The organism is Streptomyces sp. NPDC090442 (genome assembly GCF_044769405.1).
In the GTDB taxonomy this organism is placed as follows: Bacteria; Actinomycetota; Actinomycetes; order Streptomycetales; family Streptomycetaceae; genus Streptomyces.
This window is the reverse complement of the sequence record NZ_JBIVXW010000016.1, coordinates 67936-83544: the sequence shown is the minus strand read 5'-3', so window position 1 is coordinate 83544 and position 15609 is coordinate 67936. Positions and strand designations below refer to the sequence as shown.

Below are 15609 nucleotides of genomic sequence, written 5' to 3'. Positions count from 1 at the left end.
CTTCACTGAGGATCGAGTCTTGACTGAGCAGCTGCGATTGATGGCGGTTCACGCCCACCCCGACGACGAGTCGAGCAAGGGGGCGGCCACCATGGCCAAGTACGTGTCCGAGGGGGTGGACGTGCTGGTCGCCACCTGCACAGGGGGCGAGCGAGGCTCCATCCTCAACCCCAAACTCCAGGGGGACCCGTACATCGAGGAGCACATCCACGAGGTGCGCAAGAAGGAAATGGACGAGGCCCGGGAGATCCTGGGCGTCAAGCAGGAATGGCTGGGTTTCGTCGACTCCGGGCTCCCCGAGGGCGACCCGCTGCCGCCGCTGCCCGAGGGCTGCTTCGCCCTCCAGGACGTCGACGCCGCCGCCGGGCGCCTGGTGGAGCTGATCCGGAAGTTCAAGCCGCAGGTCATCACGACCTACGACGAGAACGGCGGCTACCCGCACCCGGACCACATCATGACCCACAAGATCACGATGGTGGCCTTCGATGCGGCCGGCGACCCGGAGAAGTACCCGGAGGCCGGTGAGCCCTGGCAGCCGCAGAAGCTCTACTACAACCAGGGCTTCAACAAGCCGCGCACCCTCGCGCTGCACGAGGCGCTGCTGGCGCGCGGCCTGGAGTCGCCCTACGGCGAGTGGCTGGAGCGCTGGAAGCAGTTCGAGCAGCGCGAGCGCACCCTGACCACCTACGTCCCGTGCGCCGACTTCTTCGAGATCCGCGACAAGGCGCTGATCGCCCACGCCACCCAGATCGACCCCGACGGCGGGTGGTTCCGGGTGCCGATGGACATCCAGCGCGAGGTCTGGCCGACGGAGGAATACGAGCTCGCGAAGTCGCTCGTGGACACTTCGCTCCCCGAGGACGACCTCTTCGCGGGCGTCCGCAACAATTGAGGCCATGATGAGCGCGACCAGCACCCTCGCCCTGACGCACTTCGTCACCCTTGCCGACAGCTTCGACAAGGACAAGGTGACGCCCGGCGTCCTCGGCTTCATCGTCTTCGCGGTCATCGGCGGTGCCGTGTGGCTGCTGATGAAGTCCATGAACAAGCACATGCGGAAGGTGGACTTCGAGGAGCCCGCCGAGGAGGGTCAGGGCGGCACCACCGCCCAGGCCACCGCCGCCCCGGAGCCCAAGACGAGCTGACGGCCCGGTGCGCCGGGCACCGGCGCACCGGCGTGCGGACCGGGTGACGGTCAGACGAACCGGCCGCCTGGCAGCGGTCGGCCGACCGGCCCGGTGGCTCGCCGATCCAAGCGGTCGGCGAGCCGTGCCGTGGGCGTGGACGTCCGCCGGCCCGCTACCCGGCGGCCGCCGGCTCCGTCGGCACGCCCATGACCTCCCGGGCGTGCCGGTCCGGCACCATGCCGAGCCGCCATGCCTGCCAGCCCGTCTCCGGCTCCACCCCGCGCTCCAGCAGCAGCGCGAAGGTCCCCGCGCAGTCCTCCAACTTGGCGTCCCGCCCGTCGTGCCGCTCCCGGACCAACTGCGCCAGTTCCTCCTGCGCCACCGCCGTGCCGACCACCGAGCCGCCCGGCGACGCGAACGGCAGCAGCGTGCACCGCAGGAACCGCGCCCAGTCCTCGCCCCGCCGGTCGCCGTAGCCGGCGAAGAGCCGGGCGGCCTCGGCGGCCAGCTCCAGCGCCTGGGCCGCGCGGCCGTTGCCGGCGTCGACGACCACCAGCTCCAGCACCGACCACGCCTCGCCGTGTGCCACCCCGATCCGCTGGAAGTCCTTCCGGGCGTCCTGGAGGAGCTGGCGGGCGAAGCCGCTGTTGCGCAGCGAACCGGTCTGCTCGGCCCGTAGGTCCCGGGTCACCCGGCCCGCGTGGTGCCGGGCGCAGGCCAGGCCGTAGCCGTCGTGCATCCGGCTGAACAGATTCCGCGAGCGCTCCAACTGCCGCAGCGCCTCGTCGCGTTCGCCACGCTCCTCCAGCGCCTGGCCCAGGTAGTACATCGTCCACGCCTCGCCGCGGGCGTCCTCGTGCTGGCGGTGCAGCGGCAGCGCCTGGCGAAGCTGGTCCACGGCGGGCCCGGGGTCGCCGGCCACCAGACGGGCCCGGGCCAACTGCGTCATCGCCCAGGCCGTGCCGCGGTCGTCGTGGGTGCGGCCGTACAGCTCCAGCGCGGACGACAGCGCCGCCTCGGCCTGCGGGACGTCGCCCCGGCGCAGATGGACCTGGCCGAGCTGGAAGTGAGCCCACGCCTGGCCGTGCAGGCTCTCGCTCTCCTCATGGAGCTCCACCGACTCGCGCAGCATCACGAGTGCCTCGGCGAGCCGGGCCCGGTCCCGCTCGACGGCCGCCAGGGCGTGCAGTGTCCACGCCCGGTCGCCGCGCATCTCCGGGCCGGACTGGAGCTCCAGCGCCTCCCGCAGCTTGGCCGCGGCCTCGGTGAGATTGCCCTGCTGCTGGAGCGTGATGCCCAGGTCGCGCAGCGCGCGGGCCGCGCCGATCGGGTGCTGCGCCTCGAAGTAGAGGTCGACGACCGACGACAGGGTCGTCCGGGCCCGGTCCAACTCGCCGAGCTGGCGGGCCGCGACGCCGGTGCGCCACTGCACCGAGCGCACCAGCATGCCCTGGCCGGCCGCCCGGGTCAGCTCGCTCAGCTCGCCGAGGCGGTAGAGGTCGCCGCGGAGCAGGCAGTAGTCGCACAGCGCGCCCAACAGGTGCGCGACGGTGTCCTGGTCGACCTCCTGGTCGGCGTGGCGCAGCGCGGCCGTGATGAAGCTGGTCTCGTCGTCCAGCCAGGCCAGGGCGGCGTCCAGGGACGCGAAGCCGTGCGGGCCGAAGCGGTCGGCGCGGGTGGAGGTGTTGCCGTCGACCAGCCGGATCACCGCGTCGGCCAGCTCCGCGTAACCGCGGATCAGCCGCTCCTGGGCCGCGGCGCGCTCGGCCGGCGCCTCCTCGTCCGCCAGCCGGGCGTGCGCGAAGCGGTGCACCAGCGGGTGCAGGCGGTAGCGCTCGCCCCGGACGTGCTCGATCAGCCCGGCGCCGGCCAGCGCCGTCAACTGCCGCTTCGCCTCCGCCTCCGGGAGGCCCAGCAGCGCCGCCGCCGCGGCCATCCCCAGGCTCGCCCGGCCCACCAGAGCCAGCCGCCGCAACAACTGCCGGGCCTGCGGCGGTTGGTCGGCGTAGCGCAGCGCCAGGGCCCGTGCTACCGGGGCCGGCTCCTCGACGGCCGCCAACTCCCGGGCCAGCTCGGCGGGGGAGCGGTCGCCCAGAGCGGAGCCGGCCACCCGCAGCGCCAGCGGCAGCCCGCCGCACAGCTCGGAGATCCGGTCGATGGACTGCGCGTCGTACGGGCCCGCGCCGTCGGCCGGCTCCTCGGTGGAGGCGGCCGCCGCCCGCAGCAACTCCTCGGTGCCCACGGCGTCCAGCGCGGCCAACGGGAGCTGGTGCACATGTGCCTCCAGATCCGCGGGGAGGTCGAGCGGCGCACGGGCGGTGACCAGCACCAGGCTGTCGGAGCCGTCCGGCACCAGGGCGCGGACCTGCTCGGCGTCGGAGGCGTCGTCCAGCAGCACCGTCACCGGCAGGTCCGCCAGGTGCTGGTGGTAGATCTCGGTGAGCCGCCGGACGTGCTGCTCCTGGGAGGGGCGCTCGCGGAAGAGCAGTTGCTCGCGCGGCGCGCCCAGGCGGTTGAGCAGGTGCAGCAGCGCGTCCCGGGTCGGCAGCGGCACCTCGCCGGGGGTGTCCCCGCGCAGGTCCACCAGGCACGCGCCGCGGAACTGGTCGCGCAGTTGATGCGCCGCCCGCACCGCCAGCGCCGTCCGCCCCGAGCCGGGCTCGCCGTGCAGTACCACCACGATCGGCCGGGTCTCCGTGCTCGCCCGGCCGGCCTGCACCCACTGGGCGACCTGCGCCAGCTCCGTCCGGCGGCCGGCGAACCGCCCCGCCGGCTGCGGGAGTTGGGCGAACGACCGCTCCAGGACCGACCGCCGGCGGGCCGCCGCGCTGCGGTCCGCGCCGCGCAGCTGCGGCCCGCGGGAGCCCTTGCCCGCCGGCCGGGCGGTGGACGCGGAGCCGCCGCGGGTCGCCGCGGTCAGCATCCGCTGCTGGTCCAGGAACGGTCGGATGCCCTGCACCTCCAGCGCCGTCAACCACTGCAGCCGTAGCTGCTCGGGGCCGCCGGGCTGGCCCCGCATGCCGGCCTGCCGGTGCGCCGCCGGGAGGTGGCCGGCGGTCAACTTCACGACCGTGGCCGCCGCGCCGCCCACCAGGGCCGCGGCGCCCGCGCCGAGCGCCGGCCCGCCGCCCGTGCCGTACGCGAGGTCGGCGCCGAACGCGGCCGCCGCGGCCACCACCGCCGTCACCGCCGCGGTGCTCAACTCCTTGCGCGTCAGCCGCTCCGACAGCGGCCGCCGGCCGGCCGCCGCCTCGTCCAACGCGCGGACGTAGGCGCGGTACTCCTCCGCGGCCGGGGCGGACAGTTCGCCCAGCGCCGCCCGCGCCCTGCTCAGCAGCGTCGGCCCGTCGAGCCGGCCGCCCGAGCGGCGCACCTCCTCCGTGACGGTCCGCTCCAGCAGCGCGTCGACCTCCTTGCGGTGCCCTTCGCGCAGTTCGACCAGTTCGCCCGGCATGCCCGTCCCCCTCCAGCAGTCGCCAGGAGCCCTGGCGGTCAATCCAGCAGTCCCTCGGCGGATCCCCCGTGGGGCCGGCGCGTCCCCGCGCCGCCGCGGTCCCGCCCCGGCGTGATCACCGCCGTACGCACAGTCTTCCGTCTCCAGGCGGATTCCGGCAGGGCTGTGGACAACTCCCGCCTCTCCCGGCACCCGAGGCTCCCTTGGGAGAGGATGGCCCCATGCCGAACCGCCTGGCTCATGAGACTTCCCCATATTTGCTCCAGCACGCAAACAATCCGGTGGACTGGTGGCCGTGGTCCTCGGACGCGTTCGAGGAGGCCCGCCGGCGCGGCGTGCCGGTGCTGCTCAGCGTCGGCTACAGCTCCTGCCACTGGTGCCACGTGATGGCGCACGAGAGCTTCGAGGACCCGGAGCTCGCCGCGCTGCTCAACGAGCACTTCGTGGCCGTCAAGGTCGACCGCGAGGAGCGCCCGGACGTCGACGCCGTCTACATGGAGGCGGTGCAGGCCGCCACCGGCCAGGGCGGCTGGCCGATGACCGTCTTCCTCACCCCTGACGCCGAACCCTTCTACTTCGGCACGTACTTCCCGCCCCAGCCGCGGCACGGCATGCCCTCCTTCGGGCAGGTTCTCGAAGGGGTCCGGGGCGCCTGGGCCGACCGGCGCGACGAGGTCGGCGAGGTCGCCGGCCGGATCGTCGCCGACCTCGCGGGCCGGTCGCTGGCCGAGTCGCTGCCCGAGGGGGAGCAGCGGCCCCCGCGCCCCGAGGAGCTGGCCGCCGCCCTGATGGGGTTGACCCGCGAATTCGACGCGGTGCACGGCGGGTTCGGCGGCGCGCCCAAGTTCCCGCCGGCCATGGTCCTGGAGTTCCTGCTCCGCCACCACGCCCGGACCGGCTCCGCCGGGGCCCTGGAGATGGTCGAGGCGACCTGCGTGGCGATGGCCCGCGGCGGGCTCTACGACCAGCTCGGCGGCGGCTTCGCCCGCTACTCCGTGGACCGGGAATGGGTCGTTCCGCACTTCGAGAAGATGCTCTACGACAACGCCCTGCTGTGCCGCGTCTACGCCCACCTCTGGCGCGCCACCGGCTCCGACCTGGCCCGCCGGATCGCCCTGGAGACCGCCGACTTCATGGTCCGCGAACTCCGCACCGACCAGGGCGGCTTCGCCTCCGCGCTGGACGCCGACAGCGACGACGGGACCGGGCGGCACGCCGAGGGCGCGTACTACGTGTGGACGCCGGAGCAGCTGCGCGTCACCCTGGGGGAGGCGGACGCCGAGTTCGCCGCCACGTACTTCGGCGTCACCGAGGAGGGCACCTTTGAGGAGGGCGCCTCCGTCCTTCAACTCCCCGACACCGGTGAGCTGGTGGACGCCCAACGGGTGGCGTCGGTGCGTGAGCGGCTCCTGGCGGCGCGTGCGCGGCGGCCCCGCCCCGGGCGGGACGACAAGATCGTCGCCTCCTGGAACGGGCTGGCCATCGCCGCGCTCGCGGAGACCGGTGCCTACTTCGACCGCCCCGACCTCGTCCAGGCCGCCACCGACGCCGCCGACCTGCTCGTCCGCGTCCACATGGACTGGCAGGCCCGGCTGCGCCGCACCTCCCGGGACGGCGCGGCCGGCGGCAACGCCGGTGTCCTGGAGGACTACGCCGACGTCGCGGAGGGCTTCCTCGCGCTGGCCGCGGTCACCGGGGAGGGCGTCTGGGTGGAGTTCGCCGGCTTCTTCCTGGACACCGTGCTGGTCCAGTTCACCGCCGCCGACGGCACCCTCTACGACACCGCCGCCGACGCCGAGCGGCTGATCCGCCGCCCCCAGGACCCGACGGACAACGCCACGCCCTCCGGGTGGAGCGCCGCGGCCGGGGCGCTGCTCTCGTACGCCGCGCTGACCGGCAGCGCGCTCCATCGGGACGCCGCGGAGCGCGCGTTGGGCATCGTCACCGCCCTGGGCGGCCGGGCGCCGCGCTTCATCGGGTGGGGGCTGGCCGTCGCCGAGGCCGCCCTGGACGGGCCGCGCGAGATCGCGGTGGTCGGCCCGGCGGACGACCCGGCGACCCGCGCGCTGCACCGCGCGGCGCTGCTGGGCACCGCCCCGGGCGCGGTGGTGGCGCTGGGCGCCCCCGGGGCGGACGAGGACGCCGAGGTGCCGCTGCTGATGGCCCGCCCCCTGGTCGACGGTGCGCCGGCCGCCTACGTGTGCCGGCACTTCACCTGCGAGCGGCCGACGACGGACCCGGAGGAGCTCGCGGAGCGGCTGCGCGACTGAGGAGGCGCGGCGGGGGCGTGGCCCGTTTGCCGGCCCGGCCCCGCCGCAAGTCCTAGGACCAGCGACCGGATTGAACTTGACGCGCGCGTCAAGTTCTAGCCTTCGGGCATGACGAACCGCACGCACCACGAAGTCCGCCTGGCCGCCCGCCCCACGGGGCCGGTCACCGACGACCTCTTCGAGCTCGTGGAGGTCCCGGTTCCGGAACCGGCACAGGGCCAGGTACTCGTACGCAACACCCTGATGGCGGTCGCCGCCGTGATGCGCACCCTGATGGACGAGGTCACCGGCATCCCGCTGCCGTCCTTCCAGGTCGGTCAGGCGCTCAACGGGCCCGCCGTCGGCGAGGTGGTCGCCGCCCCGGGGACCGACCTCAACCCCGGCGACCTGGTGGAACACCGCTTCGGCTGGCGCGAGTACGCCCTGCTGGACGCCGGCGACGTCCAGCGCCACGACGCCGCCGAGATGCCCGACCCGGCCGGCTACCTCTCCCAGGGGCCCACCGCCCTGATGGGCATCGACGCCGGCGCCGAAGTACGCCCCGGCGACACGGTGTTCGTGACCGGCGCGGCCGGTGGCGTCGGCTCGCTCGCCGGCCAGCTCGCCAAGCTGCGCGGCGCCACCCGGGTCATCGGCAGCACCGGCTCGCGGGAGAAGGCCGACCGACTGGTCAAGGAGTTCGGCTATGACGCGGTGGTCATCCGCGGCGCCGGGCCCATCGAGGAGCAACTGCGCGCGGCCGCCCCGGAGGGCGTCGACGCGGTCTTCGACAACGTGGGCGGCGAGCAGCTCCAGGCCGCGATCGCGGTGGCCAACCGGGGCGCCCGGATCGCCCTGGTGGGCGCGCTCTCCAGTCAGCTCGCCGAGGGTGGCGCCGGCGCCGTCCCGATCGACACCCTGTCGCTGCTCGCCCGGAGCATCACGATGCGCGGCGTGGCCCTCTACGAGCACCGGGACCTGATCCCGCGGTGGAACGGGCTGTTCGGCAAGGGGCTGCGCGACGGCACCCTCACCTTCCCGCACGCCCGCCTCCAGGGCATCGCCCAGGCCCCGCGGGCCCTCCAGGAGCTGATCGCGGGGAAGCATCTGGGCGCCGTACTGGTGGAGTTGTAGGGGGAGTCGGTTGTACGGACCCGATCCTCGGGGGAGGGGAGCGGGCCCGTAGGGGCGTCCCCGCCCTGCCGCACCCGGGGTGTGCGGTGGGGCCGGGACGCCAACTGGGTCATTCCTCCGGGGGGTTTGCGCCCCGGAGGTAGCCTGCAGGGGTGACGACCTTGCTCGGCTGCCGCCCCCTCGTCCAGGAGGCCGCGGCGCTGCGGTCCGGTGCGGACGACCCCGTCGACGCGGTGCGCCGCACCTGCGACCGGATCGACGCCGTGGACGGGCGGGTCCGGGCGTTCGTGCCCGAGCCGGGCCGGCGCGCCCGACTGCTGGCCGCGGCACGGGAGTTGGCCGCAACTGCCCCGCAGGGAGCGGGTGGGCGGCCCGTCCTGTACGGCGTGCCGGTCGGGATCAAGGACATCGTGCACGTCAACGGGCTGCCCACCCGGGCCGGTTCGGCGCTGCCGCCCGAGGAGCTCGCCGGGCCGCAGGCGACCGTCGTGGATCGGCTGCTGGCCGCGGGCGCGCTGGTCGCGGGCAAGACCGTCACCGCGGAGTTCGCGGTCACCGCCCCGGGACCGACCCGGAACCCGCACAACACGGCGCACACGCCCGGGGGTTCGAGCAGCGGCTCGGCCGCCGCGGTCGCCGCCGGGATGGTCCCGCTGGCCATCGGGACGCAGACCGTCGGCTCGATGATCCGGCCCGCCGCCTACTGCGGGGTGGTCGGTTTCAAGCCGACCTACGGGCGGATCCCGCTCGCCGGAGTGATCCCGAACGCGGTCGGTTTCGACACCCTCGGGTGCTATGCGACGGACGTGGCGGGCGTTGCGCTGGCCGCCCCGGTGCTCTGCGACGGATGGCGCGCCGCGGCCGCGCCGGGGCGCCCGCCGGTGCTGGGCGTACCGGTCGGGCCCTATCTGGACCGGGCCGGCGACGAGGCGCTGCGGGCCTTTTGGGCCCAACGGGAGGCACTGACGGCGGCCGGTCACGAGGTGCGCGAGGTGCCCGTGATGGCCGACTTCGCCGGGGTCGTCGAGCAGCTCTTCACCATGAACCGCTACGAGGTCGCGCGCGCCCACGCCCGGTGGTTCGCCCGCCACGGCGCCTTCTACCGGGAGCAGACCGCGGCTGCGATCCACGAGGGTCAGCCGATCGGGGACGCCGTCTACCAGGACGCCCGGGAGCGCCGCGCCGCCTTCCGGGAGCGGCTCGCGGCGGCCGGGGCGGACGCTGGGATCGACCTGTGGATCGCGCCGGCGGCCACCGGGCCCGCGCCCGCCGACCTGACGACCACGGGCAGCTCGATCATGTGTCTTCCGTGGAGCAACGCCGGGCTGCCGTCGCTGAGCCTGCCCGCCGGCCGGGCCGCCGACGGGCTGCCGCTGGGGCTCCAACTGGTGGGCCGGTCCGCCGCGGACGAGGAACTGCTGTCCTGGGCGGCCGGCATCGAGCGCGCGCTGAACGGGGCGGTCGGCGAGCGTCGCCGCCCCACGGCCGGTAACTAGCGGGAAGTACGGGGACGGGGGAGACGGCCGGTGCGGATCGGGGACGCGGCGGCGGCAGCCGGGCTGACGCCGCGGGCGCTGCGCTACTACGAGCAGCAGGGACTGGTGACGGCCCGCAGGACGCCGTCGGGCCACCGGGAGTACGACGCGGAGGACGTCCGCCGGCTGCGGGTGGTCCGTGAACTGCGTGAGGCGGGGCTGACGGTGGGCGACGTCCGGGCCTTCGCGCACCTGCTGCACACCCTGCCACCGGAGGGCGTACCGGACCTGATCGGGACCGAACCGGGGGCCGGGCGGTGCGCGGCGGCGGCGGAGGAGGTGGCCCGGCGCCGGCTGGCCGAACTGGACGGCCACATCGCGCGGTTGACCCGGTTGCGGGCGCGGTTGGCCGCGCGGCTGGGGGAGCCCGACGGGCGGCCCGGCGGTCAGGGGCGCGCGCTCAGAGGGTGAGTCCGCGGGACAGGACGTCCATCGACCGGTCGATCAGTTCCTCCGGGTCCGTCGCCCGGGTGTCCTCGGCCCAGTGCAGCAGCGCCTCTTGGAGGGCGGCCAGGGCCGCCGCGCCGACGACCCGGATGCCGAGGTCGTCCGCCGGCCGGCCGGTGCGTTCGGCGAGGGCGGCGCTGATGAGGTCGAGGTTCCCGGCGGTGAGCTCCGCGGTGCGGCCCCGGACCGCGGGCACCTCGCGGATCAGCCGGATGCGCTGGACGAGTTCGCCGCGGTCGGCCGCGTCGATGCCGCGCATGATCCCGACCGTGACGTACCGCAGCGTCTCGATGAGCGGTTCGCCGGCCGGGCGGGCGCGGATCCCGTTCTCCAGCAGGGCGCCGTACTCGTCGGTGAGGACGATGTCCTCCTTGGCGGGGAAGTAGCGGAAGACGGTACTGGGGGAGACCTCCGCGGCCTCGGCGATCCGGTCGACGGGGGTTGCGTCGTAGCCCCGTTCGGCGAAGAGCCGGAAGGCGGCCCGGCGGATCGCTTGGCGGGTCCGGAGCTTCTTCCGCTCGCGCAGTCCGGGCTTCGACTTCCGGGGCGGTGCGGCGGCGGGGGTGCGTGCGGAGACCATGCGGCTCATTGTCCCCACCCGTCGCGGGACCGATGCCTGGCGGATTGACAGCCCCCTGACTGTCAGTGGGGTGTGTCACGCTGCGACGCGGGAATGATTACTGTCGGTGACGTTCGGAGGGAGGCGTGACGATGCGACCTGCGATTCACGGGTACGCCGCGTTCGCCGCCGCGCTGTGCGTGGGCGGCTATCTGCTGGGCGGTGGGCTGTTGGTGACGGCTCTGGTGCTGGCCGGGGTGACGGTCCTGGCGTGGCGGGTGGCCGCGGCCGCGCGGCCGCGGCCGGGGTGGCGCGGGGTGATGGCCGGAAGACCGGTGGGCGGACCCGGGGCGCCCCTCGCCCGGGTCCGGCCCGCCTCAGGGATGCGAATACGCGACGAGCGAGATGCCGACGTAGTGCACCACGAAGGCCGCGAGGGTGAAGGAGTGGAAGACCTCATGGAAGCCGAACCACCGCGGTGACGGGTTGGGGCGCTTGATGCCGTAGATCACGCCGCCCGCGCTGTAGAGCAGCCCGCCGACGATGACGAGGACGAGGACGGCGATGCCGCCGGTGCGCAGGAAGTCGGGGAGGAAGAAGACGGCCGCCCAGCCCATCGCTATGTAGCAGGGGGTGTAGAGCCAGCGCGGGGCGCCGACCCAGAAGACCCGGAAGGCGATGCCCGCCAGCGCGGCGGCCCAGACCGCCCAGAGCAGTATCTGCCCGCGGGTGCCGGGCACCAGCAGCAGCGTCAGCGGCGTATAGGTGCCGGCGATGATCAGGAAGATGTTGGCGTGGTCGAGCCGGCGCAGCACGCCGTCCGTCCGCGGGCTCCAATTGCCGCGGTGGTACAGCGCGCTGACACCGAAGAGCAGGCAGGCGCTGAGGGTGTAGATCGCGCAGGCGAGGCGGCCGCGGGGGCTGTCGGCGAGCGCGGTGAGCAGGACGCCGGAGAGCAGGACGGCGGGGAACATCCCGGCGTGCAGCCAGCCGCGCAGCTTCGGTTTGAGCGGCGCGGCCGCGGCGGCGACCGCCGTGCCGGGCTCGGTCCTGGGCGACCCGGCGGGGGGCTGGCTCTCGGCGGCGTCAGGCGCGGAAGTCATGGCGCAATGCTACCTACGCAACCGTAGGTTACAGATCGTCCGGAAGTGGTGACGGTCACCACGGTGCCCCCTGGACAGAACCGAATCCGGGTCGGATGATCAAATGAGTGCGGTCGGCACCGGATGAGCGGTCACGAAGCATCCGGGTCGCGGCCCCCAAGGGGCAGAACAGCAAAAGAAGCGGTTTTCTGGCTTTATGCATGGGAAGCCGATCAAACCCCTCATCTAGGAGCGATCGTGGCGCGCGACAACGCGGCTCCCACCCCGACCCGGCACCAGGGCCTGCGCGAGTGGGTCGAAGAGATAGCGGCGATCACCCAGCCCGACCGGGTCGTGTGGTGCGACGGCTCGGAGGCGGAGTACGAGCGGCTGTGTGAAGAGCTCGTCGCAAAGGGCACGTTCAAGAAGCTCGACCCGATCAAGCGGCCCAACTCCTACTACGCCGCGTCCGATCCGTCGGATGTGGCGCGCGTCGAGGACCGCACCTTCATCTGCTCGGAGAAGGCGGAGGACGCCGGCCCGACCAACCACTGGAAGGCGCCCGCCGAGATGCGGGAGATCTTCACCGGTGACAAGGGGGTCTTCCGCGGCGCGATGAAGGGCCGGACGATGTACGTCGTCCCGTTCTGCATGGGGCCGTTGGGCTCCCCGCTCTCCGCGATCGGCGTGGAGATCACCGACTCCGCGTACGTCGCGGTGTCGATGCGCACCATGACGCGGATGGGCCAGCCGGTCCTCGACGAGCTCGGTGAGGACGGCTTCTTCGTCAAGGCCGTGCACACCCTCGGCGCCCCGCTGGCCGAGGGCGAGCAGGACGTGCCGTGGCCGTGCAACTCCACCAAGTACATCTCGCACTTCCCCGAGGCCCGCGAGATCTGGTCGTACGGCTCCGGCTACGGCGGCAACGCCCTGCTGGGCAAGAAGTGTTACGCGCTGCGGATCGCCTCCGTCATGGCCCGCGACGAGGGCTGGCTGGCCGAGCACATGCTCGTCCTCAAGCTGACCCCGCCGCAGGGCGAGGCCAAGTACGTCGCCGCGGCGTTCCCGAGCGCCTGCGGCAAGACCAACCTGGCCATGCTGGAGCCGACGATCCCGGGGTGGACGGTCGAGACGATCGGCGACGACATCGCCTGGATGCGGTTCGGCGAGGACGGCCGGCTCTACGCGATCAACCCCGAGGCCGGCTTCTTCGGCGTCGCGCCCGGCACCGGCGAGCACACCAACGCCAATGCCATGAAGACCCTTTGGGGCAACTCCGTCTTCACCAACGTCGCCCTCACCGACGACGGCGACGTGTGGTGGGAGGGCATGACGGAGGAGACCCCGGCGCACCTGACGGACTGGAAGGGCAACGACTGGACGCCCGAGTCGGGCGTTCCGGCCGCGCACCCCAACGCCCGGTTCACCGTGCCGGCCGCCCAGTGCCCGACCATCGCGCCCGAGTGGGAGGACCCCAAGGGCGTGCCGATCTCGGCGATCCTCTTCGGCGGTCGCCGGGCCAGCGCGGTGCCGCTGGTGACCGAGTCGCTGAGCTGGCAGCACGGCGTCTTCCTCGGCGCCAACGTGGCGTCCGAGAAGACCGCCGCGGCCGAGGGCAAGGTCGGCGAGCTGCGCCGGGACCCGTTCGCCATGCTGCCGTTCTGCGGCTACAACATGGGCGACTACATGGCGCACTGGCTCAAGGTCGGCGCCGACAAGGACCAGGCGAAGCTGCCGCGGATCTACTACGTCAACTGGTTCCGCAAGGACGACGCGGGCCGCTTCGTGTGGCCGGGCTTCGGCGAGAACAGCCGGGTGCTCAAGTGGATCGTCGAGCGGCTGGCGGGCACGGCCGAGGGCGTCGAGACGCCGATCGGCGTGCTGCCCACCAAGGAGGCGCTGGACACCGAGGGCCTCGAACTCTCCGAGAAGGACCTGGAGTTCCTGCTCACCGTCGACAAGGACGTCTGGCGCGAGGAGGCGGCGCTGGTCCCCGAGCACCTCAACACCTTCGGCGATCATGCGCCGAAGGAGCTGTGGGACGAGTACCGGGCGTTGGTGCGGAGGCTCGGCTGAGCGCTGCGCTGCGGCCGGTCGTGTCCCACGTTGTCGGCTGCCCCGCCGTGGGGGTTGCCGTGCTTTGTGCCTGCGGCGCATGGGCGTTGTCCGCTGCGCGGGGCTGTCGGGTGCGGTGACGGGCCTGCGGGCCCGGTGTGCAGGACGTAAAGAGAGGCAGTCCTGCACACCGGCCCCTCCGGCCTGTCCCCTCCCGTAGTGGGTGGGGGAACTACGGGGCGGGGTCGGTGCTTTCAGGCGGTGGCGAGGTCCGGGCTGTCGGCGGCGTGGGCGGCCAGTTGCTCCTCGGCCAGCTTGATGGCGTCGGCGTCGTCGCGGGAGGTGGCGACGGCCAGGGCGTTGCCGGCGAGGGTGTGGGCGCGCTGTCGGAGGGCCGGCGTCCGGGCCGGGTCGCCGCCGGACGGCTCGGCCCGCAGCGGGAGTTGGCCGCTCAGCCGGGTGACCTCGGCGGCGATGCGCTCGGCCGCCGAGGCCAGCGCGGCGCGCTCGGTGGGGCACCCGGTCAGGGCGTGCAGTTCGTCGGTGACGGTGAGCAGGGCGGTCAGCTGCCCGGCGAGCCGGATGTCCAGCTCCTCCTCGCGGGACCGGTGCGGGATCCCCTGGGCGACGGCCATGCTGTGGACCGACTTGGTGCGGATCGGTTCGTACATGGGACGGCCTCCTGAAAACGTCTAGGAGGCCATCCTAGCTTAGACTCTGTCTAAAGTTGTGGTCCGTATAGAAGTCGCTGTGGGTCAGCACTGTCCGTAGCCGTCGAGGAAGGAGCCGATGCGGGTGACCGCGTCGGCCAGGTCGTCCTTGTTCGGCAGCGTGACCAGGCGGAAGTGGTCGGGCTCGGGCCAGTTGAAGCCGGTGCCGTGGACGATCATGATCTTCTCGGCGCGGAGCAGGTCCAGCACCATCTCCCGGTCGTCCTTGATCTTGTAGACCTTCGGGTCGAGCCGCGGGAAGGCGTAGAGCGCGCCCTTGGGCTTGACGCAGCTCACGCCCGGTATACGGGTCAGCAGCTCGTAGGCGGTGTCGCGCTGCTCCAGGAGTCGGCCGCCGGGGAGCACCAGGTCGTTGATCGACTGTCGGCCGCCGAGCGCCGTGGCGACCGCGTGCTGCACCGGCATGTTGGCGCACAGCCGCATGTTCGCCAGGATCGTCAGCCCCTCGATGTAGGAGGCCGCGTGCGCCTTCGGGCCGCAGACCGCCAGCCAGCCGCTGCGGTAGCCGGCGACGCGGTACGCCTTGGAGAGGCCGTTGAAGGTCAGCGTCAGCAGGTCGGGGGCGAGCGCGGCGAACGGGGTGTGGGTGACGCCGTCATAGAGGATCTTGTCGTAGATCTCGTCGGCGCAGACGATGAGGTTGTGCCGGCGGGCGATCTCGGCGATGCCGCGCAGTAGTTCGTCGTCGTAGACCGCGCCGGTGGGGTTGTTGGGGTTGATGACGACGATGGCCTTGGTGCGGTCGGTGACCTTGCGCTCGATGTCGGCGAGGTCCGGCATCCAGTCGGCCTGCTCGTCGCAGCGGTAGTGGACGGCGGTGCCGCCGGAGAGCGAGACCGAGGCCGTCCACAGCGGGTAGTCCGGGGCCGGGACCAGCACCTCGTCGCCGTCGTCCAGCAGTGCCTGCATCGACATCTGGATCAGCTCGGAGACGCCGTTGCCCAGATAGACGTCGTCGACGGCGAGCTCGATGCCCTTGGTCTGGTAGTGCTGGACCACCGCGCGGCGGGCCGAGAGCAGGCCCTTGGCGTCGCCGTAGCCGTGGGCGGTGCCCACCGAGCGGAGGATGTCCTCCAGGATCTCGGGCGGGCAGTCGAAGCCGAACGCCGCCGGATTGCCGGTGTTGAGCTTGAGGATGCGGTGACCCGCTGCCTCCAGCCGCATGGCCTCCTCAAGGACCGGGCCGCGGATTTCGTAGCAGACGTTGGCGAGCTTCGTTGACTGGATCACCTGCAT

At 73.2% G+C, this 15609-nt stretch carries 12 protein-coding genes; 7 read left to right on the top strand and 5 right to left on the bottom strand.

Translation table 11 applies throughout. The features are described 5' to 3' along the window. The first annotated feature begins 19 nt into the window (after positions 1-19). Together mca and ACIQU6_RS14095 are read left to right on the top strand one after the other, a co-directional pair. Entirely contained in the window at positions 20-892 is an 873-nt protein-coding gene (gene mca / locus ACIQU6_RS14100) for a mycothiol conjugate amidase Mca (protein ID WP_403481870.1), read from the top strand. A gap of 4 nt (positions 893-896) precedes the next feature. Beyond that, the gene (locus ACIQU6_RS14095) at positions 897-1145 is read left to right on the top strand and encodes a hypothetical protein (RefSeq protein ID WP_403481869.1); all 249 of its coding nucleotides are present in this window, start codon (positions 897-899) and stop codon (positions 1143-1145) included. 154 nt (positions 1146-1299) lie between these two features. Here ACIQU6_RS14095 and ACIQU6_RS14090 read toward each other — a convergent pair whose 3' ends face one another. After that, complete coding sequence (locus ACIQU6_RS14090) at positions 1300-4581, bottom strand: tetratricopeptide repeat protein (RefSeq protein ID WP_403481868.1); 3282 nt, start codon at positions 4579-4581, stop codon at positions 1300-1302. Between the two features lie 221 nt (positions 4582-4802). Here ACIQU6_RS14090 and ACIQU6_RS14085 point away from each other — a divergent pair, with 221 nt between their 5' ends. From ACIQU6_RS14085 to ACIQU6_RS14070, 4 genes are all read left to right on the top strand, one after another. Beyond that, entirely contained in the window at positions 4803-6851 is a 2049-nt protein-coding gene (locus tag ACIQU6_RS14085; protein WP_403481867.1) for a thioredoxin domain-containing protein, read from the top strand. A 108-nt stretch (positions 6852-6959) separates the two neighbouring features. Next, positions 6960-7964, top strand: a complete 1005-nt coding sequence (locus tag ACIQU6_RS14080; protein ID WP_403481866.1) for an MDR family NADP-dependent oxidoreductase — start codon at positions 6960-6962, stop codon at positions 7962-7964. A 152-nt stretch (positions 7965-8116) separates the two neighbouring features. Further along, positions 8117-9460 carry an amidase gene (locus ACIQU6_RS14075; RefSeq protein ID WP_403481865.1) on the top strand — a complete coding sequence of 448 codons (1344 nt, stop codon included), beginning with the start codon at positions 8117-8119 and terminating at the stop codon, positions 9458-9460. A 30-nt stretch (positions 9461-9490) separates the two neighbouring features. Beyond that, the gene (locus ACIQU6_RS14070) at positions 9491-9910 is read left to right on the top strand and encodes a MerR family transcriptional regulator (RefSeq protein ID WP_403481864.1); all 420 of its coding nucleotides are present in this window, start codon (positions 9491-9493) and stop codon (positions 9908-9910) included. Here the strand turns inward: ACIQU6_RS14070 and ACIQU6_RS14065 are convergent. Next, complete coding sequence (locus ACIQU6_RS14065; protein ID WP_403481863.1) at positions 9900-10526, bottom strand: TetR/AcrR family transcriptional regulator; 627 nt, start codon at positions 10524-10526, stop codon at positions 9900-9902. The two genes, ACIQU6_RS14070 and ACIQU6_RS14065, sit on opposite strands and share 11 nt — an antisense overlap. Before the next feature lie 356 nt (positions 10527-10882). Then, positions 10883-11608: a hemolysin III family protein gene (locus ACIQU6_RS14060; RefSeq protein ID WP_403481862.1), complete on the bottom strand. Its 726-nt coding sequence runs from the start codon at positions 11606-11608 to the stop codon at positions 10883-10885. Between the two features lie 237 nt (positions 11609-11845). Between ACIQU6_RS14060 and ACIQU6_RS14055 the strand changes: the two genes are divergently transcribed. After that, positions 11846-13663: a phosphoenolpyruvate carboxykinase (GTP) gene (locus tag ACIQU6_RS14055; protein ID WP_403481861.1), complete on the top strand. Its 1818-nt coding sequence runs from the start codon at positions 11846-11848 to the stop codon at positions 13661-13663. 233 nt (positions 13664-13896) lie between these two features. Here ACIQU6_RS14055 and ACIQU6_RS14050 read toward each other — a convergent pair whose 3' ends face one another. Then, positions 13897-14313, bottom strand: a complete 417-nt coding sequence (locus ACIQU6_RS14050) for a hypothetical protein (protein ID WP_403481860.1) — start codon at positions 14311-14313, stop codon at positions 13897-13899. A gap of 84 nt (positions 14314-14397) precedes the next feature. Continuing rightward, complete coding sequence (locus ACIQU6_RS14045) at positions 14398-15609, bottom strand: pyridoxal phosphate-dependent aminotransferase (RefSeq protein ID WP_403481859.1); 1212 nt, start codon at positions 15607-15609, stop codon at positions 14398-14400.